Source organism: Rheinheimera baltica DSM 14885, from assembly GCF_000425345.1.
GTDB classification, from domain to species: domain Bacteria; phylum Pseudomonadota; class Gammaproteobacteria; order Enterobacterales; family Alteromonadaceae; genus Alishewanella; species Alishewanella baltica.
Map to the genome: position 1 here is coordinate 51,171 of NZ_AUDG01000009.1, position 24,811 is coordinate 75,981.

The following is a 24,811-nucleotide window of genomic DNA, read 5'->3' on the forward strand; positions in this document are numbered from 1 at the left end:
AAACATGAAAAAAATCTAAAATTCAAGTTAACCACACTTTATGCGATCAAGGGCGGGGTTTCGGGCAGGGGTATAACAGCACAGCGTTGGTCGTCTGCGCCGCCTGGTTTTAGGCTGAGTATTACGGTTAAAAAAAATGGGCGCCACAAGCGCCCCTGGTTTTATTTAAATACAACTATTTGGTTTGTAGCAGGTAATCCAGTGCGCCAACAACGGCCGCAACCTGAGCCTGAATGCATTGCTCTGGGCTGGCGCTTGGGCTGTCTGGGTAAACTTCGGTGGTGCTCACCAGTGGCGCATCGGTAACGCTGCCACATAAACCTAATGTGGCTTTGGCATAGTTAATTACACCGGGTTGCTGCATGGGCTCGCCAATGAGCTTACCGTTTTCATCAGGCTCGGCAATATGGGTAACTTTGGCCACGCTGTCGATAATCGCTTTTTGTAGCGCCGGGCAGGGGTGTTCGGCGTCATCTACGGTGTAGTAGCCGTCGGGGATATTCCAGTTTTTATTTATGGTGCCATCTAGTGCTGCCTTGGCCGGGCGAAACTCGCTGTTGTCGGAATCCGTGGTTTCATGCAGGTCAATGTGCATAGCGAAGTTTAACTGCAAACCGTGCAGATACTGTCGTACTTGTTGGGCTTCGGTTGCGGTGCCGTTGGGGCCAAAGCTGCGGTTGGGGTCTATCGCTAATGGGTTCCAGCGGTTAATGGTTTCGTAGCCCCAGGGGCTAATGCACGGCAGAACCAACACATTCACTTTATCGCTGTAAGCTTTTGCTTCAGTTTGTAAAAACCGCAGCGCGCCATGTACGCCACTGGTTTCGTAACCGTGCACGCCGCCGGTCACTAAAATAGTCGGTTTATCACTGTGCCAGTTACGGCTTTTTACTGCGAACAGTGGGTAGGTTTTACCGCACACGGCCTGATAGGCCAGCTCGCCGTATTGCTCAATATCAAACTCAGTTTTCAGCGCTTCTATTGCCGGTAATACTTCATCAAAGAAACTGCGCTTAATGCGTTGCTCGTTTAGCCACTGCGCTTTTTCTGCCTCGCCCCACGGCTGGCCCACTGTGCCGATATGGTAAATTTTGTCCATGTTAGTCTCCGTATTGCCTACTGCTTATGTCACTGGGTTTTAACTAAGTATGCTTTGTTTATCTATTTTCCAGCCGGTTGTAGTCTAACCAGCCGCTGTCTACCGGGTGCTGGCGCATAAATTGTTGGTTTAGCTTATCGCTAAAGGCCCAAAAATCCGCGGCAGTGCGCCTTACTCCAATATTATCCAGCAGTGTGCGGTAGTCCTGTTCGGTTTGCAGCTGTTGTACCTGTGCTACCCATTTGGCTAAATCGGCTTCTTTTACCCGCCAAAATGCATTGGGATAACTGCCAAGCAGGCCATACACCAGCGTCATATTGTCCTGCGCTGGGTTGCGGTTGTCATCTTCGGCAAACAAACTGTTAACGTTGTAGTGGGCGCTGTTGCGCAACAGAGTATACAATTCGGCCGGTTTGCCGTTTGCCGGCTCTACCATCAGCATGGTCATTTCCGGCAGAACAGAAGCGGCCTGCCCGGTAATATTGTGCAATTGCGCCAGCAGCGCTTTGCTGTTGGCCGCCAGCTTGCTGTTTGATAACTGATAACGCTGAGGTTGAACCCCGGCTAAATGCTGCTGCAGCAGTTGGTAAAGTTCAGCTTTGGGGTTATCGCTGCTAAAGCTCAGCCCTGTAGGCTGGTGAAAAGCATTAATGTCATCGCGGATAAAGGCGGTCAGTTCAGTGCCGGATTTTTGATACCAGGCATTAAATTCGCGCCGGCGTGTATCCGGTGGTAACAAGGCCAGAAAGTTAGACTCGCCCTCCATGCGTAAAAAGTCCATGTACAGCCGCGTCATCAACTGGTGGCCATAATTGCCGTACACATCAAAGCCGGCTACCAGTAAGTAGTGAATGCGCTCCAGCAGGGCATAATCTATTACCCAGGCCGTTTTCGGTGGTTGACCCTGCAAGCCTTTTACCACGGTAGCGTTATCAAAGTGGCGAAATACCGTCAGGCTGGCGTTAGTGTTATCGCCATCGCCGGCCCAGATGCCATCCAACGTAAGGTGGCGGCCATCTTTAAATGCGTTATTAAGAAACTCACTGCGGGCGCGTACATAGCTGCCCTGGCGTTTGGCAAAGGCAACCCAACTAAGTGCCAGGGTACTGCTCTCTTTTTCGGCCGGCAGGCGCAGGTTATCCTGTTGCGATAAATAAAACGCCTCTACCTCATTACGGCTTGCCAGTTCCGGTGCGACAAAATACACCCAAAAATGATCGTTTATCACATTCAGCGCCACCTGACCGCGACATACCGGGCCTTTGATATAACCCATAATGGTGTTTTCCGAACGCTCTAACATAAAACGGTAGCGCGCATTAACCGGCAGCTGCGCAAAGGCGGTTAGCGGATTAGCTGCTATTTCAGGTTGGTAGCCCGGCAATTTGCTAACCTGATAGTCGGCCTCAACAAACCACTGTTGCCATTTCGCCAACAGCCCGGCGTTAATGTCGTAAGGCTGATGGGTTTTATTGACGATAGTGGCGTGCACCGGCAGCAGGCGATAATACACCCTGGAAACGCCCGGGTCGTCAAACGGCCGGCGGCTGGCGATTACCTCAACCGGTTGGCCGGGCGGCGTTGCTGAGCGCACCAGGCTATAAAACTGTGGTGTTTGGTGTTCTGCATGCAGCGCACTAAAGTACAAATGCGAGGTAAACAAATGCTCGTAAATATAGCGGGCGCTAAGCTGCATGTTCAGGCTATCGGCATTAAGCCACTGTTCCAGTTTAGCCACTTCAGCCAGGGCGTTGTCGGGTAGTGTTGGCGTTTTCGGCATGGCCGCGCCTTGCTCTAACCAATGCATTAACTGTTTGTGCTCGTCGTCACTTAGCGCAGGCAGACCATAAGGCATACCGGCCAGCGGCTGACTTTTGGCGAAGTGGTCAAATTGTTCAATAGTGGGGCAGCTTTGGCCGCGATCCAGGCTGAAATCAAACGGCTTGGGCAAAATGTCGCCTGGTGGCAGCGGGTATTGCTGCTTTAGCGCTAACGAGCGTGCAAGTACCGAAGCCTGTGTATTAGCTTGCGTGCTTTGTTGGCGCTCATTTAACACCGGAAAAAAGCCGCGCTCGCGCCAGGCGGCCGTACCAAAGGCATCGGTAAACAAGCGGTTGGGAGTAGCGGCCAGCAGCCTGGCGCCATCGTAGACTTTATCTTTGTGCGCGCCGCGTTCAATACCATCGGTAGAGGACATATTTAACTGGCAGGGCGAATCATAACAAGCGTGGCAGACCACGCAGCGGGCGTCGATAACAGGTTTTATGCTGTTGTAAAAATGATCATCTGCTGCATTTTGGGCGCTGACATCGGCGCGGTTGGTTACTAAAGCGCGGCCATACTGCTGATCTAAATCCATACGACTGAGCGTAGCGCAACCTACACATACCAAGACAAAAAGCAGTAAAAACTTTTTCCATTTATGGACGGATATGAGCATGGATTTTCCTGTCTGGCGACGTTATATCGTTCTTTATGGTACCGCCTTAACGGATAATTTACTAATGGCCCGGCGCATTTTGCAGCGCCACTTTCGCTGATGTTGTGCCACGGTACTGTCTTTTTGCCCTACAGCAAAGCTCTGTTTGTACTAACGCAGGAGGGCACTGCGGCAAGTACAGCGGTACCCTCCTGGCTTACGCAGATATCAAGATGACTATTCAGCCGCCATAACGCGCGCACCGTTTCGGTCTACAACGAGCAGATAAGAGGCTCCTGACTCTGCAGTACATAAATCAATCGCATTATCAGCAACTTTAAGGCTGTTAGCGCAGTTATTTACCTCCAGATAAGCGGTAACTTTACCTTTTTCGGTATTTAACACCTGGTTACCGTCGACAGACACTGCATAGTTACCATCGGCAAATAACCGAACATTGAATGTATCTGCTTTACTGTGCTTTTTTCCGGTGATGACCGACAGTGTTTTAACGCTGCCTTCTTCCCATGCGATAACCCACAATTTTTCGCCGTTAGTTAAGGTTTTAGTGGTGCGTTCTTCATTGTTTTTGCTGATACTGTCCCTGGCGCCTAAATTCACAATGTTGTTAATTGCTTTATAGCTGTATCGATAGGGCGTACCGACTTCATTAACGGGCACATCCTGTGAGACCAAATTGTCTGTATCAAACAGACCACTGTAACCACTGTCAAATTTGCGCTTGGCAACATGCAGATCTGCCATAGAACTCCAGGCATTAACCAGCGAAATGCTGGCGCTATGAGTGAGCTTCTCATCCAACTCATCTGAGCTTTCACCACATCCGATAAGTGCAGTAGTTATACCGAATATCAGCGCCAAACCTAGTCCTTTACTATTTTTCGCCATCACGATCTCCATAAATTTAATTAAAACCAGCCTGGTGGTCTGTTGTTGTTTCACACTTTTATCAATACCAACACATGCCTTGCATACGCCGCGACAAAGATGTCGAAAAAAGGTTAACACTGTGGTGTTAGTTGCAGGAAGTTGATAATTGTCTGAAAATTGTAAGGGTTAAGCGCGTAGCTTAGAGCACGTAGCTTAGAAAGCGTATCTTTAACAATCCAAATCAGAGGCCGCCCGCGGCAGCTGTAAGCTGAAACAGGCTCCACCGGCAGCACTTTTGTTAACACACACTCGGCCGTTATGCCAACTGGCAACCCGATGAACGATAGCAAGACCTAATCCAAACTGCGGTGTTTCAGCAGTAGCGCTGTCAGTATCAAGTCGGACAAAGGGCTGAAATATTCGTAACGTATCGACTTCGGCGATACCAGGGCCATCGTCACTAATGTTTAACCAGATTTCATGCGCTTGCTCTTGAATGGACAGCACGATGTGTCGTTCTGCGTAGCGGCTTGCATTGTGTAATATATTTAATAGCGCCCTTTGCAGCCAGTGCGCGTTGGCGTGGCTTAACCAAATTTCCTGTTCCGGCAGTTGTAGCGTCAGTTGTATCAGTGGCCGCTTGGGATGCGCCTTGTGTTGTTGTTGCAATAACAGCTGGCACTGACTGGCAACCTGTGCACAACAGCTGAGTAATTCTACCGCCGAAAACCTCAGTTTCTGCTGCTGACGTGACAAACCGGCGTATTCCAGAAAGGCATTTACCATGGCCTCCATTCGGTCTAAATCCTGCTCCAGGCGTTGCAAATAGTGATCTTTTTGCTGCGGGTGTTCACATTCCTGAGCGGCGTCTAAGCCAAAACGAAAGCAGGCTAAGGGAGTGCGCAAGTCATGTGATAATGAGCTGGCCAGCAGTTGGTTATCTGCCAGCAATTGTGTTATCTGGTCAGCCATCTGATTAAAGCTATGCTCCAAAGCGGGAATGTATGACCAGGGAGAGGGCGATAGCCGGGTTTTCAAGTCGCCCTGTCCAAATCGTTTAGTTGCCTGACTTAACAACCAGAGCTGGCGGGTTAGTGGTGTTAACCAGAACAACATTAGTAGGCAGATGCCGGCGTAAAACAACAATGTCAGCCATAAATCACCTGGGAGCGGTTCTGGTTCAGCGGGTAGTTGCACTTTTAATAACCATTGCGGGTGAGCAGTTAGTGCTTTGAGTAAATACCGATGCTCACTTGCTGCCAGGCTTAACCCCTGCGGCCGGTATAGCTGGTATTTTAGTTCTTCCGGTAGGGCGAGGTGGGCTAAAGGTTCAAACGAAACTTGTAGTTGCCATCGCAGCGATTGCTCTGCGGCAAATGATGGTAAATCTGCGGCGACACTCTGATTTGCTTCTTCAGCAAGCTGAGCAAGCAATACAGGGAGTAACTTTTCGTCTGCAGTGGCATGGGGTTCGGCCTGGCCAGCCAGTGAGTCCAGCATAGCGCCCAACACAAACAGCGCGCAAACAGCTGACAGCATAAGGCTTAGACTTAGCTTTAACATACAATATGTGCTTGCAGCTGCATAACGTTAAACATCACCGCCAGCCATCAGCGACAAATAAATAGCCTTTACCCCAGACGGTTTTTATCCCTTTAGGGTTGCTGGCATCATCGGCCAGTTTTTTTCGTAGTATAGAAACCATAACGTCAAAGCGTCGGTCCAGGCCATCGTGTTCACGCCCTTTCATAGCAAGAAAAACCTGATCTCTACTGCAAATTTCACCAGCATGACAGGCCAAATACCAAAGCAAGCAAAATTCGGTACTGGTCAGATTAATTTCTGCTCCGCGCAATAATACACGTTGCGCACTGGCGCAAATGTGCAGTTGACCAAACTGCAAGGTCTCAGTGTTGGTGGCGCTTTTTTCTGAAGTATTACTTGCTAAACAAGAGCGCAGAGCCGCTTCAATTCTGGCGTGCAATACCCTTGGCCGTACCGGTTTAACCAGATAATCTGTTGCGCCGGTTTGCAAACCTATCACTTCGTCACTTTCTTCACCCTGCGCGGTCAGCATCAAAATAGGTAACTGATATTGTTGTCGTATTTGCTTACAAAGGGCGAGCCCATTAAGGCCGGGTAACATCAGATCCAGTAAAATCAGGTCGACGTGTTGCTGTGCCATGGCGTCCAATACGGTGTCACCACGGCAGTGGTGCAAAACCTGATAACCTTTTTGTTGCAGGTAAGTTTTTACCCAATCGGCAAGCGATACATCATCTTCCACCAGTAAGATGGTGCTCAAATCTGTCATGCTCACTCCTAGAATAAACGCCAGTGACGCTTTATTTTAGATGCCTTATGCACCCAATTAACTTCAACTTCAACCTGCGCCAGTACCTGTTGTTGCTGACGCAGCATAACCTTAGTGCTTTGCGCTGCGGCAAACTCAAACTGATGGCTGCCCTGAATTTGATGTTGCCAACACTTCAGCACCTTGTCCGCAAGTGTCAAACATAAATCGAGTGGTTGAGCACTATGCCAGCGTGCTGTGACAGTGCTGTAACAGGTTCGTCCTTGTTGTATGCTGATGCATTTATCAGGTGTTACTGCCAGCACGACGCTTTCAAAATTGCTATTGTCACTAGCGAACGCTTTATCCGACATGTAAAAAGCACCTGCGACTATCAGACCAGCACAGAGTGGAGCGCGGCACTGGAATTTAAAAAACATAGCGCACCATTACGACCATCAACTTTTCCTGATCGCGTGTTACGACTGGGCTTTGGCGGTAATTACGGCTAAACAGATTAAGGCCAACACTGGCATCTAACTGCCAATGCTTTGCCAGAGGGTAAACCGCAGATACACCAAAATGGGTTTTGTATCCTGCACCGGCACGGTAGAGTGCTCGCCCGGGGCGAGCTTCATCAGCGTCAATGCCATAGTAATAATTAACCACGTTGCTGGACTCGAGCGTTAGTGCGGTACTCAGATACACGTCGAGGTTACGCCAGGGTAATAAATAGCTGTAGCTTAAACGGGTAATAATACCGTGGTGGGCGGCAAGGTCGATTCCAGACTCAAAACCAAACACGTGTTGCTGCCATAGAAACTGGTAACGAATTGCGTTTAAAGAGTCAGGTGCGCGTGCTTTAAGCCCTTCCAACTGTGGTGTTGCGCTGCTGGTTTTTTTGTTGGGCAACCAGACATTATAGTTACTGGCAATTAAATCCCAGCTATGTTGCTCATGTTGATAAAAGCGGTAGCCAATAGTTGCACTGTATATGTAGGTGCCACTACGATGGATAGGCGTTTCAATAAAGAAGTTACGCCATTGCAACTCGCCAGAAATAACGAAAAGCAGGTCATTATTTAATTCTCGCTCTAAGCCTGGTACTAGCGTTTGATGGAAGCCTTTGCCTACACCCAGATAAAGCGTACCGTCGAAATCGTCACGCCAACTGTTGGTTGACGGCTCTGAAGTGTCCGCGCCTGCAAAGCTTGCCATTACCAGGCAACACGCCAGGCCTAGCTTGATGCTGTGTTGTAAAAACCGCACTAGTTGTCTACTGCAATACATTGCCATTCCATTGGCCTAAAAGCATAAAATTAATCATCGGGCACAGATAATACAGGCTCTGCTATAAAATAATGTTTAAAAAGTGTAAGGTTTTGCGTCAGTTTGGTGCAAACATTTTTAATGGCAAACTGAGTTGGTGTTGCACTGCATTTTGCCAAGCATAGTGGTACCAGCTTCATTCTCAAAAGTTAAGCACTGTGCTAACCTGCCATCATCTTGTTTTGCCAGAGAAATAGCATGCTGCAGAGCGGTTTTGTCGTTATCCATAGCAATCAGCTTGAAACCCTGCGCGAGCTACTCGTGCAGTGGATGAGTCGCCATCCTATTTCTGTATTGGGCACTGAAGAAATTCTGGTACAAAGTAATGGTATTGCGCAGTGGCTTAAAATGGCGCTGGCGGAAACGGCTAATGACCACCCCGGCATTGCCGCAGGCTTACAAGTAGAGCTACCAAATAAGTTTGTCTGGCAGTTATACCGCGCCGTATTGGGTGACAGCATTCCCAAAAGTTTACCCTACGATAAAATCAACTTAGGCTGGCGTTTGCTGGGGCTGTTGCCGCACCTTACCGACACCGTTTTTGCACCATTACAACGTTACTTACTGGATGATATTGATGGCAAAAAGCGTTATCAGCTGGCGCTGCGTTTAGCCGACTTATTTGACCAATATCAGGTATACCGGGCGGATTGGTTAAAAAGTTGGCGCGACGGTGCCAATGCCTTGCCGGGCAGCAAACAGCAGCTGGTGCCTGAGGATCAGCTATGGCAACCGGCGTTATGGCGTTTGGTGCAGCAGCAACTGGCTAACGTGTGTGATGAGGGGGCTTATTCCAGCCGGGCAGATGTGCACAGTACTGCTTTGGCCGCCTTGCAACAGGGCAAGCTGGCGCGGCCAGACCTATTGCCAGAGCGTATTATTGTGTTTGGCGTGTCGTCTTTGCCGCAGCAAACGGTCGAGCTATTAGCGGCGTTAGGCGCGCAGCGTCAGGTCATTTTAACGGTGCTTAACCCTTGCCGGCATTTTTGGGGGGATATCAGCACTATTAAAGATGATATGCGTGGTGCACAAAAACGTCATCAGCGTAAAGCAGGCTTACCTCAGGTGCTGGACGCTGACGCATTGTATTTGCATGCCCCGGTATTGCTGGCCAGCTTAGGCAAGCAAGGGCGGGATTACGTGAGTTTGCTTGACCAGTTTGACCAGCCAGAGCTTTACCAGCAATGGTTTAATGGCCGTATCGATTTATTCTCAGCGCCAGTTGACGATATTAGCCGCTTACCCCTGTTGGCGCAGTTACAACAGGCCATGTTAGAACTGGAGCCGACGCCTAATCCACCGCGTGCCTTGGCCACTGATGACAAGAGTATCCAGTTTCATATAGCGCATAGTCGCCAGCGCGAAGTGGAAATTTTGCAGGATAACCTGATAGCGGCCTTTGCGGCTGATCCCAGCTTACAAGGACGCGATATTATCGTGATGACGCCGGATATAAGCCAGTATCAAAGCCATGTGCATGCCGTATTTGGCCGTTTGGCACCAGACGATGCCCGCTTTTTGCCTTACACCCTGGCGGATCAAACTTTGCGTGGCAGCCAGCCACTTTTGGTTGCGTTGGAATATATGCTGGACTTACCGCAGCAGCGTTTTGCCCTCAGTGAAATGTCAGATTTGCTCGACGTACCAGCTATTCAACGCCGTTTTGGCATTAACCCCGATGCCTTACCGCAGCTGCGATTGTGGCTGACAGAAGCGGGGGTGCGCTGGGGGTTGGATGCAGAGCAACGCGCGGGGCTTAAACTGGGTAACCTGGATAACAGTTTCAGCTGGATGTTTGGTATTGAACGGATGTTGCTGGGTTTTGCCATGGGTGATGAGCCCGAATGGCAAGGCTGTGCGCCCTATGCTGAGGTAGCGGGCCTGGGCGCCGCAGAGCTGGGGCCGGTATTGCAGTTTATTCAACAGTTAAAACGCTGGTACAGCAATATTAGCCAGAATACCGACCGCAGCCTGGTGCATTGGCAGCAACTCATGCTGGGTGAGCAAGGCTTATTGCTTAGCCTGTTTGATTTTAGTGACGAGCAAGACCAACTGATTTATAGCCGGTTAAGCGATGCCTTAGTGCAATTAGTTGATGCCGCCGACAGTGGCGATTTTGCCGGTGAAATTAGCCTGGCAGTGTTGCGTGAAGCCTGGTTAGAGCAAGCCAGTAGCAGCGGTTTAAGCCAACGCTTTCTGGCCGGCAGTATTACGTTTTCAACCCTGATGCCAATGCGGGCTATTCCGTTTAAGCGTATTTACCTGCTGGGGCTGAATGATGGTGATTATCCGCGTTCGCGCATGCGCGATGATTTTGATTTAATGGCGCAAGAATACCGGCCGGGCGACCGGTCGCGACGAGATGACGACCGCTATCTCTTTTTAGAAGCATTACTCAGCGCACGCCAGGCGGTGTATTTAAGCTGGGTAGGGCGTAATATCCGAAATAACAGTGAGTTACCTCCCAGTGTGTTGGTTAGCCAACTGCGTGATTTACTGAACAGCGGCTGGCACCTTGCTCCCACAGCCAAGGATAACAAAAGCACTGTCGCCGATAGTTTGACAACGGTATATCCGTTGCAACCGTTCTCGACGCAGTATTTTAACGGTAACTTTGCTACCTATGCCCATGAATGGCAGGCGGCATATCAACCTGCCGAGCGGCAAACAGCGCTATTGTCAACAGAGGGTAGCGACACCTTACCGGTGTTAACGCTGCGCTTGTTGGACGACTTTCTGGCTAATCCATGCCGGCATTATTTAACCCAACGTTTTAAAACCCGCTTTTATCGTGCGGAATTGGCCACGGAAGATACGGAACCCTTCGTGCTGGATGCCTTGCAGTTGTATCAGTTAAAGCAGCAGCTGCTTGATCAGTTGTTGCTCAATCAGCAGGCGCAAAATGATGATCGCTATCTTGATGCTGCGGTGAGCCAATTGGCAAAACAAGCGCGTTTGCCGCTGGCATTGTTTGGCCAGTTAACCAGCGCCCAAATCGCCCGTGAAGTAGACGTGGTGTTTAGCCGTTATCGGGCTGCCGGTACGCATTGGCAGCGGCGCACGCAAGCGTTACCGGTAACATTGCAGGCCGGAGTTTTGCAATTGCAGGATACGCTAAGCAATGTGTATTTCAGTGATGCCGGCCAACAGGCGCTTATTTTATTACGGCCGTCGGCCATTAAAAATAAGGGCGAGTTACGCTGGCACACATTACGCAGTGCCTGGTTGCAGCAGCTGGCAGCAAACGCACAGGGCGAAGCGCTGTCTATTTATCAATATGGCTTGGATGACGCCGTGCAGCTATTAGCGCAGCCACAAGCCAAGGCGCAGCAACAAATAGAAAGCTTGATACAAAGCTGGCAAAGTGGTTTGGCGCAGCCCCTTCCTATAATGCCAAAAACAGCGTTTTGCTATTTACAAACCGGTGATGAAGCCAAGTGCCGGGAGATGTTTGAAGGGGGGTATCAGCGCAGTGGTGAACGCGACAATTCGCCCGAGCTGGCACGTTATTACCCTGATTTTGCCAGTTTGATGGCTGCGGGCTTCCCGGATTGGGCCGAAAAAGTGTATGGCCCGTTATTACAAAGCCAGGTTGTGGCGAGCACAGATAGTGAGGGCCAGCCATGAGTAAGGTGCATGAGTTACAGCCGCTAAGCTTTCCCTTGCACGGTTGCCGACTAATTGAAGCCAGCGCCGGAACCGGAAAAACTTACACGCTGGCCGCACTTTATTTGCGTCTGGTATTAGGCCATGGCGTGCAATCGGCTACTGCAGCGCAAACTACCGCCTTTGTACGGGCATTATTACCGCCTGAGATTTTGGTGGTGACCTTTACCCGCGCGGCTACCGCAGAGCTTAGAGACCGCATTCGGGCGCGGCTGGTTGATGCAGCCACGGCTTTTCGGCTGGGCAGCACCGACGAAACTATGCTACAAAGCCTGCTGGATGATTACCCTGCAACGCAATACCCCGCCTGTGCCGCAGCGTTAGAGCGCGCTGCACAGTGGATGGATGAGGCGGCTATTTTTACCATTCATGGTTGGTGTCAACGTATGCTTGCCGAGCACGCCTTTGACTCGGGTATGGCGTTTGGCGAGCAACTTAGTGACGATAATCAGCAGCTTTTACACACGCTGGCGTGCGATTACTGGCGGCGGTTTTTATACCCGCTGCAAGATGCACAATTGCTTCATGCCTTAGGCCGTGTTGCGCAGTCGCCTGAAGCGCTGCTGGCGGATGTGCAGCCCTGGTTGCAGGCTGATGCCGTGAATATGCAATTTAATGTGGCAGGCCAGGCTTTGCCTAAGGCGCTAAGCCCACAACAGGCCGCAGAACCCTTAGCGCAGTGGCAGCAACACCTTAATACCTTGTGTCAGCAAGTCGTGCCGCTGTGTGGCGATGCCGTGTTGCACCTGCTGGATGATGCCTTTGCCAATAGCTGGTTAAATGGTACCAAATTTAAAGCCGCAAATTGGCCCGCCGAACGGGCATGGTGGCAAGCACTTTTAGCTGATCCGCAGCTGTTACAAGCGTCTAATGCGGATGTTGTCAAAATGGTTGGCAAATACAGCGCCAGTAATTTGGCCGCAGCGCAAAAAAAAGCGCAGCCGCTGGTAAGCCATGCCGTATTCCAGCTGTTTGACGATATTACCCAGTGGCTTGCGGCTAAACCGCAGTTAGCCATCCAGGTGCGGCATCATGCTGCGGTGTGGCTGGAAGCTGAGTTTCGTGCCCGTAAAAAACAGCGTGCCGAGCTCGATTTTAATGACTTGTTGCTACAACTTTATCAGGCGTTGCAGGGCGAAGGTGGGCCGGTGCTGGCTGCACGCATTCGGGCGCAATACCCGTTTGCTATGGTGGATGAATTTCAAGATACGGATCCACTGCAGTTTGCTATTTTCCGTGCTATTTATCCGGATGTTGAAAGCCGCGACAGCGCCCTTATTTTGGTGGGGGATCCCAAGCAGGCGATATACAGTTTTCGTGGCGCAGATTTACATACGTATTTGCAAGCGCGTCATCTTACCAGCGGGCGCCATTACAGTTTAGCCAAGAATTTTCGCTCAACCACTGCATTAGTTGATGCGGTGAACGCTTTGTTTGCTCAGGCAGAGCAGCAACGGGGCGCCTTTGGTTTTGGCCAGGCGGAAGAAACTCCTTTACCCTTTATTGGCGTGGCGGCACAAGGCAAAACGGCGCAGTTGCAGCTGGATGATCACCCTGTTCCAGCGTTAAATTATTGGTTGGCCGAGCATGATCCGGCAGAGCTGAAAAAAGGCGCTTATCAAGCCATGATGGCGGAGGCATGCGCGGATCAGATAGCGTTGCTATTGCAGCAGGCGTCAAAGGGTAAGGCTGGTTTTGCTAACCCGGCGCAGCCTGACGCTGCCTTAACCGCACTGCAACCGGCGGATATCGCCATCTTAGTGCGTGATCGCAACGAAGCGGCGTTGGTAAGACAGCAACTACGTGCCCGCAATATCCGTTCGGTGTATCTGTCAGACAATGAATCTATTTTCCAAAGTACAGAAGCCAGTAGCATGTTGTACTGGTTGCGCGCCTGTCATCAGGTTGAAGATGACAGTGTGCTGCGTGCGGCATTAGCGTTACCCATGTCAGAAAATAGTGATGCCCAGCTACAACATTGGTTAAACGACGAGCTGGCCTGGGAGCAGCTTACTGAACAGATCCGCAGTTTTCGCCAAATTTGGCGGCAAAAAGGCGTACTGGCCATGCTAAGTGCCTGGCTGCATTACTTTGCCTTACCGGCTAAGTGGCTGACGCAAGAGCAGGGCGAGCGGCGCTTAACCAATTTGCTGCATTTGGCCGAGCTACTGCAAACTGAAAGCCAGCAACGGGATGGTGAAACCGGCTTAATACGCTGGTTGGCGGAGCAATTAGATGCCGGCGGGGCGAGTGATGAACACCAATTGCGACTGGAAAGTGATCAGCAGTTAGTGCAAGTGGTCACTATCCACAAAAGTAAAGGTCTGCAATACAACCTGGTGTTTTTACCGTTTATTTGTGGGGTGAAAACGGTAAAAAAAGACCGGCCGCAGCGTTATTTTAATGGCGATACTATGGTGCTAGATTTAACCCCCGATGAGGCCGCGCTGGAATGCGCTGAGCAAGAACGTTTGCTTGAAGATATCCGGCTGTTGTATGTCGCGTTGACACGGCCGGTATTTGCCTGTTGGTTGGGGCTGGCGGCCTTTAGTGAAGGAAATAGCAAAAAAAGTAAACTGGCGGCCAGTGCTTTAGGTTATTTACTTAGCTTGCCAGCCGAGTGCAATGCGGCAGATATTTCAACTGCATTAGCTGCGTTACCCTGGCAGGCACACGCTATGCCCGGGCGGCAGTCGCCATTAACCCTGGCGCCATTGCAGCACCTAACCCCAGCACTAAGTTTATCGGCGCCGATTCGACGTGAACGCTGGTGGATTGCCAGTTATTCAGCGCTGCGCACCGGCAGTTATCAGGTTGAAGCGGAACAAACAACGCCGGCATTAGCCGCCGATACTGCGCTAGACAGTGTGTTGCAAGAGGAAGCGGCTCAACCGCTATTGGTCAGCGAGCAACAGCACAGCATTCACGATTTCCCCCGCGGCGCCGTGCCGGGCACTTTTTTACACCAATTACTGGAAGATGCGCAGCAGCAGGGCTTTGCTAACTGCAACGAAGAGGGTATTGCAGCGCTATTACAGCAGCAATTGGCACGTTATAACTGGCAGGATTGGCAGCCCGTATTGCAGCAATGGTTAAGCCAGATGCTGCACACCCCGCTGGCTGGCATTGGTTTGACGTTACAGCATTTAGAGCACGAGCGTGCCGAACTGGAATTTTGGCTACAAACCGAACAGGTGCATGTCGTAACACTGGACCGGCTGATTTGTCGCGCTATATTGCCCGGTGTTGCGCGACCTGCCTTATTGCCAGACACCTTAAACGGTATGTTAAAAGGCTTTATCGACTTAACCTTGCAAGGGGCAGATGGCCGCTACTGGGTGCTGGATTATAAGTCGAACTGGTTGGGAGTAGATGATGCTGCCTATACCCCGGATGCGATGCAAGAGGCGTTACTAGCGAAGCGTTATGATGTGCAGGCCTCGCTGTATATGCTGGCGCTGCATCGCTTGTTAAAGTTACGCCAGCCCGGCTACTTGCAGGCGCCAAAACGTTACATGGGGGGCGCCCTGTATTGGTTTATGCGTGCCCCGAAGCAAGGCCAACTTACGTTGGAGGCGTCATTGGTGTTGCTACAGCAATTGGATGACCTGTTCGCCGGTAAACCGGTTACGGAGAGCGCAGATGCAAATTGATATGTTTGCCGAACCCAATGGCGTTGACGTGAATGCATCGGGTGTATCTGAAAAAGCCCAACATAGTGCGTTAACAGACCTCAGCCAGATGCAGGCGTTGTTGCAGCGCTGGGTAGACCGGCGCTGGCTTAGGGCATTGGATGTTCAGTTACCTCATACTCTGCATCAGCTTGCCGTTGAGCCTCAGCCTCTAATGTGGTTGTTTACTGCATTGTTGTGCCATCAATATGGCCGTGGCCATAGCTGTATTTTAATTGATGATTTACTCACTGACCCAGACGCCTTACTGAGTTTGCCGCCACAGAACCAGTTTTTACAACGCTTTACGGACAAACCTTCCGTGCTGTTAGCCGGGTTAACCCTGCAACAAGTCGATGCGGCGCTCAGTAGCAGCCCCTGGCTACAAGGCAGTGGTGCAGCGCCGCTGGTGCATGCTGAGGCTAAGTTGTATTTAAACCGGTTATATCAGGCTGAACAGCAGGTAAAGCGTGGTATTGCTGCGCGGGTTGCTAATGTTATTAGCGTATCCACCGAGGTAAAACAGGCTTTAGATACCTTGTTTCCTGCACCGTCAGCGCCTAATACGGCTGCTGCCGACTGGCAAAAGCTGGCCTGTGCCATGGCACTGCAACGGCGCTTTAGCATTATTACCGGTGGCCCGGGCACCGGCAAAACCACGACAGTAGTTAAATTGCTGGCGGTGCTACAGCACAGTGCCAATAACCGCCTGAGTATTAAACTGGCGGCGCCAACCGGTAAAGCGGCAGTGCGACTGACTGAGTCGATAAGCGGCGCTCTGCAAAAATTACCTGCGGCCTTTACGCAGGCTATTCCAACTGAAGTAACCACATTGCACCGCTTGCTGGGGGCGTTGCCGAACCGGCGCAGTTTTAAGCATCATGCTGCGGCGCCGCTCACCTTAGATGTACTGGTGGTTGATGAAGCGTCCATGGTTGATTTAGAAATGATGGCGGCACTGCTTGATGCACTGCCGCCACAGGCGCAGCTTATTTTGTTGGGTGATAAAGACCAGTTATCGTCGGTTGAAGCAGGCTCTGTACTGGGCGACTTATGCCGTGGTGCCGATAAAGGCGGTTACAGTGTCGCAACGTTAAACCTGCTACAGCCTTACACCGCGGCTGATTTAAGCCCGTGGCAATCTGAGGGTTCGGTGTTAAACCAGGCCACGGTGATGTTGCGCCACAGCCATCGCTTTGATGCAAATTCCGGCATAGGCCAGTTAGCATTTGCGGTAAACCGTGGTGACACCCTTGCAGTAGATCTATTTCATCGCTTTAGTGATATCCGCATGCTGCCAGGTAATACCTTAGCAACGCTGCGCGACACTGTCGTTAAGGGGTATAGCCAATACTTACAGTGCATCAATGCAGATAATAGCTCGCGGGACGATTGGGCCAGGGCAATTTTAAAGGCCTACAGTCAATTCCAGCTACTGTGTGCCTTACGCAGTGGCGACTTTGGCGTAGAGGGGTTAAACCAACATATTAGCCAATGGCTAATGGCCGCGGGTTTAATTCAGGCTAACCAACTGTGGTATGTTGGCCGTCCTGTGATGATGCAGCGCAATAATTACAGTTTAGGCCTGATGAACGGTGATATTGGTATGACGCTGCCAGACCCGCTAAGTCAAAAGCTGCGGGTGGTGTTTCAATTGGCTGATGGCACGGTAAAGTGGGTGTTGCCCAGCCGGTTAAGTGACGTTGATACCGCCTTTGCTATGACAGTGCATAAATCGCAGGGCTCAGAGTTTAGCCATTGTTGCCTTGTATTGCCGCCGGACAACAGTCCCATTTTAACCCGTGAATTGTTATACACCGGCATTACCCGGGCAAAAACACAGTTTTCCTTATTGTGCCCCAATAGCGCGCTTTTAGCGCAATGCATTAACACGCGGGTTAGCCGCAGCAGTGGGCTGTAGTGGTTATGTGGGAAGTAACGACTTTAAAATCGATAAAGCCAGCTGCACTTTGGCGCTGTCCCGGGGGTGTTGCTTGGTCACAATCGACTGGTTAAACGGGTACTGGTACTCTGCCGGTTTGATATAGCGCAACTGACCAGAATCGATATACGACTTAGCAATCTCAGCGGGTAAAAAACCGATATAACTGCCGGACAACAGCAGCGCCAGCCGGGTATCGAACTGATACGCTCGCGCGCTGGCCTTTAGCTTTTGCAACTGTTTGCGTCCTTCCGGATTAATGTCTACGCCTGGGTGAATGGCCGGGTACTGGCCGAGCAGCTCATCATCAATATCGCTATCGGGCTGATTAAATAGCGGATGTGTAGCTGCGCAACACAAAAAAATTGGCGTGCTAAAAACATGCTGATATTGCAGGCCATCAATCTGGCGGTAGCCGGGCATTAATGCCAGATGCGCCTGATCTTTTAGCAGCGCCAGTTCAATTTGTTGCAGCGGCAGCACATCCAGCGCCAGCTGTAATTTTGGTGCTTGTTGCTGCACAGTGGCACAAAACTTACTGAGTAGATTTAAGCGCGATTGGTCCAGCTGATCGGCGGTTAAAATAATCAACTCACCGCTGCATTCGTCACTCAGGCTGGCAACCAGTTGGCTGAACTGAGTGTGTGCATGATCTAACGCCTGAATAGCGTTATACACCGCCTGACCTTCTCGGGTTAACGAAAACCCCTGCCGTCCGCGCTGACACAGATTTAGCTTTAGCCGGTGTTCCAGGTTAGCAATATGAATACTGATGGTCGAACGGCCAATATTCAGTTCGGTTTCGGCCGCAGTAAAGCCGCCACAATCCACCACGGTCTGGAAAATCCGCAGTAGTTTAATGTCATGCTGGGTCAGGTTTTTCGGTAATTTGGCCATATAGGTTGATAGTTTTCAAACTAAGTATTGAATGTTTGGTATTTAAACTTGTCTGCTACCATGATGCAATAGCCACACTTAACAGGAGTTTGTTATGAAACAGATCACATGCAGTGCCTTAATTAAACACGGCTCTTATATTAACGGCAGCTGGCAGCAACACGACAACCGCTTTGATGTGGTAAACCCGTCTAACCAGCAGTTACTGGCAATGGTTGCCAGCGCTGATGCCGCTGACGCCGAGCAGGCGGTACTGGCGGCAGAGCAGGCTTTTGCCGCTTGGTCTGCACTGCCTGCCGGCAAACGTGCCGATATTTTGCAGCATTGGCAGCAGCTTATATTGCAGCATCAAGATGATTTAGCCCGTTTGTTAACGTTGGAGCAAGGTAAGCCGCTGGCGGAAGCTAAAGGCGAGATTGCCTACGGAGCGTCTTACATTCAATGGTTTGCCGAAGAAGCCAAGCGGCTGTATGGCGATACCATACCGGCGCCATCAGCCGATAAACGCATTATTGTGCAGCGCCAGCCAGTTGGCGTAGTGGCGGCGATAACACCGTGGAATTTCCCTAATGCGATGATAGCGCGTAAAGCAGCAGCGGCATTAGCGGCGGGCTGTACCTTTGTGGTGAAACCGGCGCAGCAAACGCCATTGTCGGCATTGGCGTTAGCTGAGCTGGCAGATCAGGCCGGTATTCCGGCCGGCGTATTTAACGTGGTGGCGGGCACTGACGCCAAAGGCATTGGTGAGGTATTAACCCGACACGAAAAAGTGGCCAAGTTCAGTTTTACCGGCTCCACAGCAGTGGGTAAACAGCTGCTAAAACAGTGTGCCGATGGCGTAAAGCGGGTATCGATGGAATTGGGAGGTAATGCACCTTTCATTGTATTTGACGATGCTGACATAGACGCCGCCGTGCAAGGTTTGATGCTGGCAAAGTTTCGTAATGCCGGCCAAACCTGTGTCTGTGCCAACCGCATTTTAGTGCAGCAAAGCGTGTATCAGGCTTTTGCCGATAAACTGGCCATTGCTATGACTCAGCTGAACGTGGCGGATGGCTTAACAGATGGTAGTCAAATTGGGCCGTTAATCGACGACAAAGCCGTGGCAAAGGTCACGCAGCTGCAGCAAAGCGCACTGGATGATGGCGCAAAATTGTTGCTGGGCGGCAGTATTCATGGCGCCGGTGCACAGTTTTTTCAGCCGACCTTAATCAGCGACGTAAACGCCGATATGGCGATCAGCAAGGAAGAAATCTTCGGCCCGGTGGCAGCGCTAATGGCGTTTGATACTGAGCAAGAAGCAATTGAGTTGGCCAATAATACCGAATATGGCCTGGCGGCATACTTTTACAGCCGCGATATCGGCCGGGTGTTCCGGGTCGCGCAGGCGCTGCAGTTTGGCATGGTGGGTATTAACGAGGGCGCTATTTCTAACGCGGCAGCGCCTTTTGGCGGCGTGAAGCAGTCTGGCTTTGGCCGCGAAGGGTCGCACTATGGGCTGGACGACTATACCGACATTAAATACCTGTGTTTAGGTGGCATATAACGCATCAGGTTTAACACAAGACAATTTTAACAAGGCAGCATTATGACAAATCAGCAGTTACAACAGCGTAAGCAAGCGGTATTCGCCCGTGGCCAGGGTAACTTGTACCCGGTATACGTGCAGCAGGCGAAAAATGCCGAGCTGTGGGACGTCGAGGGCAACCGTTATATCGATTTTGGTACCGGTATAGCGGTGTGCAATACCGGCCATGCCCACCCCAAAGTGGTTGCTGCAGCACAGGCGCAACTGGCACGCTTTAGCCACAGCTGCCTGATGATAAACCCGTATGCTGAAGCGGTTGAACTGGCGGAAAAACTGACCCGCTTAGCCCCTGGCAGCAGTGCGAAAAAAGCTATTTTTGTTAGCACCGGCGCGGAAGCGGTAGAAAATTGCATTAAAATTGCCCGGGCGTATACCCGGCGCCGCGGTGTTATTGCCTTTAGTGGCGGCTTTCATGGCCGTACTAATATGACGATGGCATTAACCGGCAAAGTGACACCGTATAAAAACCTGTTTGGCCCATTCCCTGCCGATATTTACCATGTGCCCTTTCCGATGGCATTGCACGATGTGTCCACAGAACAGTCGTTAGCAGTGCTGCATAAAATGTTTAAAGTGGATATCGCGCCTCAGGATGTGGCGGCCATTATTATTGAGCCGGTGCAGGGCGAGGGCGGGTTTTATCAGGCTCCCACCGAGCTGTTGCAGGCACTGCGCCAACTGTGTGACGAGCATGGCATAGTGCTGATTGCCGATGAAATTCAAACTGGCTTTGGCCGCACCGGCAAAATGTTTGCTATGGCGCACAGCGGTGTCGAGCCAGATTTAATCACCATGGCTAAAGGTATTGCCGGTGGTTTACCGCTGGCGGCGGTGGTGGGTAAAAGTGAGATTATGGACGCGCCGCTACCGAGTGGTTTAGGTGGCACTTATGGCGGCTCGCCGGTAGCCTGTGCTGCCGCTTTAGCGGTGTTGGACGTAATTGAACAAGACAACCTGTGCCAGCAGGCGAATATCATTGGCGAGGCTTTTGCCGCGCGCTTAAATGCATTAAAGCAGGCATTTCCGGCGCGTATTGCTGAGGTGCGCCAGCTGGGCGCGATGATCGCCGTGGAGTTTATGCAACAGGGTGATGCGCACCAGCCGGACGTGGCCTTAACCCAGCAGCGCCAGTGCACACGGGCTGATTTTATTGTCCTGTGGTTTTTACGGCAATGTGCTGCGGTTTTTACCACCATTAACCATAGAAGCCGACGTGCTGCAGGATGGTTTAGAAAAACTGGACAGGTTGTTATGCGCAACTTTGTCATCCTAAGCGCACAACCTATCGAACTAATGATATATCGTATGCGCGTTGCATAGTTTCTTAAAACGGTTTAGTTTTTAATTGTTTTTTCTTGATTTAAAGCCGTATTAACTTGTAATGCAGTTGGCGGATTACACCCCGCGCTCGCGATATTTAAGCTGGCAGCCAGCATGGCGCGTTGCAGGCACTGCGTTAATTCTGCCGTGCTGATCTGTGCTGCTGAAGGTAGCCCCAGCTGCAGTAATGCGGCAAGTAAATTTGCCCAGAAAGTATCGCCTGCACCGACAGTATCAACAAAAGGTGTGGCCACAACAACCGGTAAACTAATGCTGTGCTGTTGCCAATACAGGGTGGCACCTTTTTCGCCTTCGGTTAGCGCCAGTAAGGCTGAAGGCGCGCAATCACGCAGTGCGTTAAGGGCTTGTTGCAGATTTAGTGAAGGAAACAACAACTGTAAGTCTTCGTCACTGGCTTTAATAAACTGGCTTTGTGCAATAACGTTCAGCAGTAAAGTACGGTAGCTGTCGACATTTGATACGGCATTAATGCGCACGTTGATGTCTACGGCCAGTTGAATGTCTTTTGTATGGCAAGCCTGAACTACCGCATTTATTCGCTCGCCATCTTCTGGCTCTAAGGCTAATGATCCCAGGTGCAGCAGCTTGCAATTTTCTGGCAGGGCAGTAATTTGTTGCGCCGCGCTGATGTCCCGGTCGGCAATACCGGTACGATATAAACTGTATTCGGGCTGGTGCTGCGCATTTATGCTAACCATGGCCAGCGACGTGGGGGCGCGGCTAAAAAACGGTAAGCCATAGTGTGCGTCGTTATCGGTTAAGTAGTTTAAAAAGGCACTACCAAAATGGTCCTGTGATAATGGCGATAAATAGCTGACAGCAATATTTTGTCTGGCCGCACCAATGGCTACATTAAAAGGTGATCCGCCAAGGCAGGGACGATAGTGCCCGTCAGGCGTTGGTATCATATCAACCACATTCTCTCCAATAACTGCAAGCATGATGGCTTCCTTTAATGTTACATTGTTAAGCATGGCAAAAAGCCTTCGCAAATAATGATAAAAGCATATAACTTAATTGATTAAGAAGATAGTGAAAAAGCACTGGCATGATGAGTAAATTAACCCTTAAAAGCGTTGCTAAAACCCTGGGTGTGTCGACAGCGACTATCTCAAATGCATTTAACCGCCCCGATCAGTTGTCGGTTGCGCTGCGTGAGAAAATACTGCAGGCCTGTAAAGAGCTGGGCTACTTTGGCCCGAATAAAGCAGCGCAGTCGCTGCGTAAAGGCAGCTCTGGCATTGTGGCAGTGATTTTGTCAGACTCGTTGGAGTATATGGTCAGCGATCCGGTAGCCAGCCAGTTTTTGCAAGGGGTTGCGCGTGAGCTGGAGCGTAATCAAGCGCACTTGTTATTGTTTTCTGGCAGTTCACCCAGTTTAGAGCCCATTAGCGACTTTGTTGACGGCTTTATTTGTTACGGTGCGCCGCGAAATCTGACATTAATTGAACAATTGCAGCAGTCCAGAAAGCGTGTACTGACAGTCGACTTTGACTTACCCGGCCGCCCTTCGGTTAATATCGATAATGAGCAAGCTGCCTTTGATAGCGCTATCTCTGTGCTACGTGCCGGAGATACGGTTGCGGTGTTAGGCTTGCGTTTAATTGATTCAAACCAGAGCCAGGCTGTGGGCGATGCGCCAATGTGGGATAACCTTAGCTCTATTGCACACCGGCGGTTAGACGGTTACCAACGCGCCATGCAGCAGCAAAACCTGACACTATCTGCTGATTATATTTGGCATATTCCCGAGAGCAGTCAACACTATGCCCGTGTTGCCGCCAAAGCCGGACTGGCGATGACACCAAGGCCAACGGTCTTGTTGTGCATGAGTGATTTAATTGGTTTAAGTGCGATGCGCGAAGCGCTGCAACTGGGGTTACGTATTCCAGAAGATATTCGCGTTGTTGGCTTCGACGGTATTGAAGAAACGTTGCGATACCATCCAACATTAACCTCGGTATGGCAATTTAGTGATAAGAAAGGCGAAGCCGCCGTCAGGGCTTTTTTAAACCCTGACGACACAACTTTGCAGTTACCTTATGAGCTGCGTATTGGCGAAAGCAGTTAATTAATTCTGTGTTAAAGGCTGTTTAGCGACAGCGACGCGGCTTGTTGTCCGCCATGCTGCCAGTGAATGGTTGCCTGCAATGAAGCTAAACTAATTTCTAAGCTGGCCGTGTGCGCCTCGTGTTGCCAGCACAACTGATATTGGTCGTTGTTAAGTGTTTGGCTAAATTTGCCGTTAAATGCCTGCAAACTACGGCGTAGTTTAATCAGTTGGCACAGTGCTTTTACTACCGGTTTTTGCAGGGCGTTTTCAACTTCATCTGCGGTTAAATATGGCCTGCCAATGTCGCGGCCTACCCTGCTTTTTTGCAACAGCTCAACATCATTTTCCATCGCCAGCAAACCGGCATAATAAATTTGGCTAATGCCAGGGCAAAACAGTTGTATGGCCCTGGCAAGCAAATATTGTTGATCATTTTGCCCCAACGCATCATAAAAGCTGCAATTTACCTGATATAAATCGACATTATTCGCCGCGCTACCAGTGGCCAGTTTAGAACTGCCTTTGCTGTTTTTGTGAATGGTTTCGACCAGGGTATCTAGCTCTGGGTCGGTTAACAAACCGGGCTGCCCTTGGTAATCTGCTGCATCAACAATACCAATGCCATCATGGGTATCAAGCACGGTAATGCAGTTGCGCGGTGCAATATCCAGCCAGTGTTTAAGTGCTTCAGCATTTCGGCTAAACAAGGTATGCAACACCAGTGGTGGCAGGGCAAAGTCGTATACCATGTCACAACGTTTGGCGATCTCAATCTGGGTTTGATGATAGCCGTGTATTTCGACCAGACATACCATACCTCGCGCTTTAGCTCGCTCTGATAATGCGGCAATAAACTCAAAGGTTTCTGGCAGCATAAAGCAGCGCGTGCCGGCTTTTTTAATGGCGTAGCCGGCGGCGTCCAGGCGTATGTACTTCACGCCATTTTCGGTAAAGCGTTCGAGTATGGCATTAAGGTATGCCTTACCCGCTGCAGAGTTGACATCAATATCAATTTGGTTGGCCGTAAAGGTGGTCCAAAACGGCACCTTGCGACCATCTTTAAGCGCGATATCAGTAAAAAACGGCGTGGGTCTTGGCCGGTATACTGCAGATATCTGCTCAGCAGTAGCGCCTTCGCCAAACACGGTGTCTTTGGTTAAAAACAATGGCCAGTAGGGCGATTTCTCGCCATGTTCCAGTACATCTAAAAATTGTGGCGACTGGGCTGACATATGATTCACAATCATGTCTGCCATAACAGGAAAATCTGCTGCAAGAGTACGAATATCGTCCCAGTTACCTAACCGGCTGTCCACTGCCGTGTGGTCAGTTGGATCAAAACCGGCATCTTCGCCATCAATGGGTGGGTAAAAAGGTAATAAATGCACACCATCAAAAAGTCCTGCTAAAGGCCCTTGCAGCATCTGATGTAAGTTGTTGATTTTTCCACCACTAAGCCGGTCAATGTAGGTGATTAGCTGGATCTGATTGGTGTGGTTTTTACTGTTCATGAAAATATTCCTGAAAAAATATTTGCTTCTTAAACGATTAAGATATAGCTTTAAGCCAACGGACGACTTTGTCAACCCCCGGTGAATAATAAAACCGGCCTGAATGATAAA

16 protein-coding genes are annotated in these 24,811 nt (G+C 50.4%); 6 read left to right on the forward strand and 10 right to left on the reverse strand.

The features are described 5' to 3' along the window. Positions 1–175: 175 nt before the first annotated feature. The 7 genes from H595_RS0105955 to H595_RS0105990 form a co-directional block, all read right to left on the reverse strand. Complete coding sequence (locus tag H595_RS0105955; protein WP_027670392.1) at positions 176–1,099, reverse strand: M14 family metallopeptidase; 924 nt, start codon at positions 1,097–1,099, stop codon at positions 176–178. 58 nt (positions 1,100–1,157) lie between these two features. Then, a complete protein-coding gene (locus tag H595_RS0105960) occupies positions 1,158–3,539 on the reverse strand; it encodes a fatty acid cis/trans isomerase (RefSeq protein WP_027670393.1) in 2,382 nt (793 codons plus the stop codon). Between the two features lie 216 nt (positions 3,540–3,755). Further along, the gene (locus tag H595_RS0105970; RefSeq protein WP_027670394.1) at positions 3,756–4,427 is read right to left on the reverse strand and encodes an immunoglobulin domain-containing protein; all 672 of its coding nucleotides are present in this window, start codon (positions 4,425–4,427) and stop codon (positions 3,756–3,758) included. A 210-nt stretch (positions 4,428–4,637) separates the two neighbouring features. Further along, positions 4,638–5,972 (reverse strand): ATP-binding protein, encoded by a 1,335-nt coding sequence (locus tag H595_RS0105975; RefSeq protein WP_027670395.1) that lies wholly within the window; start codon positions 5,970–5,972, stop codon positions 4,638–4,640. 34 nt (positions 5,973–6,006) lie between these two features. Further along, positions 6,007–6,723 carry a response regulator gene (locus tag H595_RS0105980; protein ID WP_027670396.1) on the reverse strand — a complete coding sequence of 239 codons (717 nt, stop codon included), beginning with the start codon at positions 6,721–6,723 and terminating at the stop codon, positions 6,007–6,009. Positions 6,724–6,731: 8 nt separating this feature from the next. After that, the gene (locus H595_RS21680) at positions 6,732–7,076 is read right to left on the reverse strand and encodes a DUF3019 domain-containing protein (protein WP_169338540.1); all 345 of its coding nucleotides are present in this window, start codon (positions 7,074–7,076) and stop codon (positions 6,732–6,734) included. Between the two features lie 55 nt (positions 7,077–7,131). After that, complete coding sequence (locus H595_RS0105990) at positions 7,132–7,992, reverse strand: MipA/OmpV family protein (protein ID WP_027670397.1); 861 nt, start codon at positions 7,990–7,992, stop codon at positions 7,132–7,134. Between the two features lie 237 nt (positions 7,993–8,229). On the opposite strand from H595_RS0105990, the gene recC reads away from it, so the two are divergent. From recC to recD, 3 genes are read left to right on the forward strand one after another with little or no spacing between them, the layout of a single operon-like run. Beyond that, entirely contained in the window at positions 8,230–11,658 is a 3,429-nt protein-coding gene (recC, locus tag H595_RS0106000; RefSeq protein ID WP_027670398.1) for an exodeoxyribonuclease V subunit gamma, read from the forward strand. Further along, positions 11,655–15,350 (forward strand): exodeoxyribonuclease V subunit beta, encoded by a 3,696-nt coding sequence (gene recB, locus H595_RS0106005; RefSeq protein WP_027670399.1) that lies wholly within the window; start codon positions 11,655–11,657, stop codon positions 15,348–15,350. The genes recC and recB overlap by 4 nt, the downstream gene beginning before the upstream one ends. Beyond that, positions 15,340–17,289 (forward strand): exodeoxyribonuclease V subunit alpha, encoded by a 1,950-nt coding sequence (recD, locus tag H595_RS0106010; RefSeq protein WP_240474833.1) that lies wholly within the window; start codon positions 15,340–15,342, stop codon positions 17,287–17,289. The genes recB and recD overlap by 11 nt, the downstream gene beginning before the upstream one ends. A gap of 3 nt (positions 17,290–17,292) precedes the next feature. On the opposite strand, the gene H595_RS0106015 is transcribed toward recD, so the two are convergent. Beyond that, positions 17,293–18,207 carry a LysR family transcriptional regulator gene (locus H595_RS0106015; protein ID WP_027670401.1) on the reverse strand — a complete coding sequence of 305 codons (915 nt, stop codon included), beginning with the start codon at positions 18,205–18,207 and terminating at the stop codon, positions 17,293–17,295. A 94-nt stretch (positions 18,208–18,301) separates the two neighbouring features. On the opposite strand from H595_RS0106015, the gene H595_RS0106020 reads away from it, so the two are divergent. Together H595_RS0106020 and gabT are read left to right on the forward strand one after the other, a co-directional pair. Continuing rightward, complete coding sequence (locus H595_RS0106020) at positions 18,302–19,753, forward strand: NAD-dependent succinate-semialdehyde dehydrogenase (RefSeq protein ID WP_027670402.1); 1,452 nt, start codon at positions 18,302–18,304, stop codon at positions 19,751–19,753. Between the two features lie 42 nt (positions 19,754–19,795). Beyond that, positions 19,796–21,115, forward strand: a complete 1,320-nt coding sequence (gene gabT / locus H595_RS21685; protein WP_240474834.1) for a 4-aminobutyrate--2-oxoglutarate transaminase — start codon at positions 19,796–19,798, stop codon at positions 21,113–21,115. A gap of 14 nt (positions 21,116–21,129) precedes the next feature. Here gabT and H595_RS0106030 read toward each other — a convergent pair whose 3' ends face one another. Then, on the reverse strand, positions 21,130–22,077 hold the full coding sequence (locus H595_RS0106030; RefSeq protein WP_169338541.1) for a PfkB family carbohydrate kinase: 948 nt from the start codon (positions 22,075–22,077) through the stop codon (positions 21,130–21,132). 107 nt (positions 22,078–22,184) lie between these two features. Here H595_RS0106030 and H595_RS0106035 point away from each other — a divergent pair, with 107 nt between their 5' ends. Then, positions 22,185–23,207 (forward strand): LacI family DNA-binding transcriptional regulator, encoded by a 1,023-nt coding sequence (locus tag H595_RS0106035; RefSeq protein WP_037053807.1) that lies wholly within the window; start codon positions 22,185–22,187, stop codon positions 23,205–23,207. Between the two features lie 11 nt (positions 23,208–23,218). Here H595_RS0106035 and gtfA read toward each other — a convergent pair whose 3' ends face one another. After that, positions 23,219–24,700 carry a sucrose phosphorylase gene (gene gtfA / locus H595_RS0106040; protein WP_027670405.1) on the reverse strand — a complete coding sequence of 494 codons (1,482 nt, stop codon included), beginning with the start codon at positions 24,698–24,700 and terminating at the stop codon, positions 23,219–23,221. Positions 24,701–24,811 lie beyond the last annotated feature (111 nt).

What these genes read in the sequence shown, in the direction of transcription:
- gtfA (WP_027670405.1), bottom strand. Translation starts at nt 24,700, where the DNA reads ATGAACAGTAAAAACCACACCAATCAGATCCAGCTAATCACCTACATT.
- recD (WP_240474833.1), top strand. Translation starts at nt 15,340, where the DNA reads ATGCAAATTGATATGTTTGCCGAACCCAATGGCGTTGACGTGAATGCA.
- H595_RS0106015 (WP_027670401.1), bottom strand. Translation starts at nt 18,207, where the DNA reads ATGGCCAAATTACCGAAAAACCTGACCCAGCATGACATTAAACTACTG.
- H595_RS0105975 (WP_027670395.1), bottom strand. Translation starts at nt 5,972, where the DNA reads ATGTTAAAGCTAAGTCTAAGCCTTATGCTGTCAGCTGTTTGCGCGCTG.
- H595_RS0105960 (WP_027670393.1), bottom strand. Translation starts at nt 3,539, where the DNA reads ATGCTCATATCCGTCCATAAATGGAAAAAGTTTTTACTGCTTTTTGTC.
- H595_RS0105980 (WP_027670396.1), bottom strand. Translation starts at nt 6,723, where the DNA reads ATGACAGATTTGAGCACCATCTTACTGGTGGAAGATGATGTATCGCTT.
- recB (WP_027670399.1), top strand. Translation starts at nt 11,655, where the DNA reads ATGAGTAAGGTGCATGAGTTACAGCCGCTAAGCTTTCCCTTGCACGGT.
- H595_RS0105955 (WP_027670392.1), bottom strand. Translation starts at nt 1,099, where the DNA reads ATGGACAAAATTTACCATATCGGCACAGTGGGCCAGCCGTGGGGCGAG.
- H595_RS0106035 (WP_037053807.1), top strand. Translation starts at nt 22,185, where the DNA reads ATGATGAGTAAATTAACCCTTAAAAGCGTTGCTAAAACCCTGGGTGTG.
- H595_RS0105970 (WP_027670394.1), bottom strand. Translation starts at nt 4,427, where the DNA reads ATGGCGAAAAATAGTAAAGGACTAGGTTTGGCGCTGATATTCGGTATA.
- gabT (WP_240474834.1), top strand. Translation starts at nt 19,796, where the DNA reads ATGACAAATCAGCAGTTACAACAGCGTAAGCAAGCGGTATTCGCCCGT.
- H595_RS0106030 (WP_169338541.1), bottom strand. Translation starts at nt 22,077, where the DNA reads ATGCTTGCAGTTATTGGAGAGAATGTGGTTGATATGATACCAACGCCT.
- recC (WP_027670398.1), top strand. Translation starts at nt 8,230, where the DNA reads ATGCTGCAGAGCGGTTTTGTCGTTATCCATAGCAATCAGCTTGAAACC.
- H595_RS0106020 (WP_027670402.1), top strand. Translation starts at nt 18,302, where the DNA reads ATGAAACAGATCACATGCAGTGCCTTAATTAAACACGGCTCTTATATT.
- H595_RS0105990 (WP_027670397.1), bottom strand. Translation starts at nt 7,992, where the DNA reads ATGTATTGCAGTAGACAACTAGTGCGGTTTTTACAACACAGCATCAAG.
- H595_RS21680 (WP_169338540.1), bottom strand. Translation starts at nt 7,076, where the DNA reads ATGTCGGATAAAGCGTTCGCTAGTGACAATAGCAATTTTGAAAGCGTC.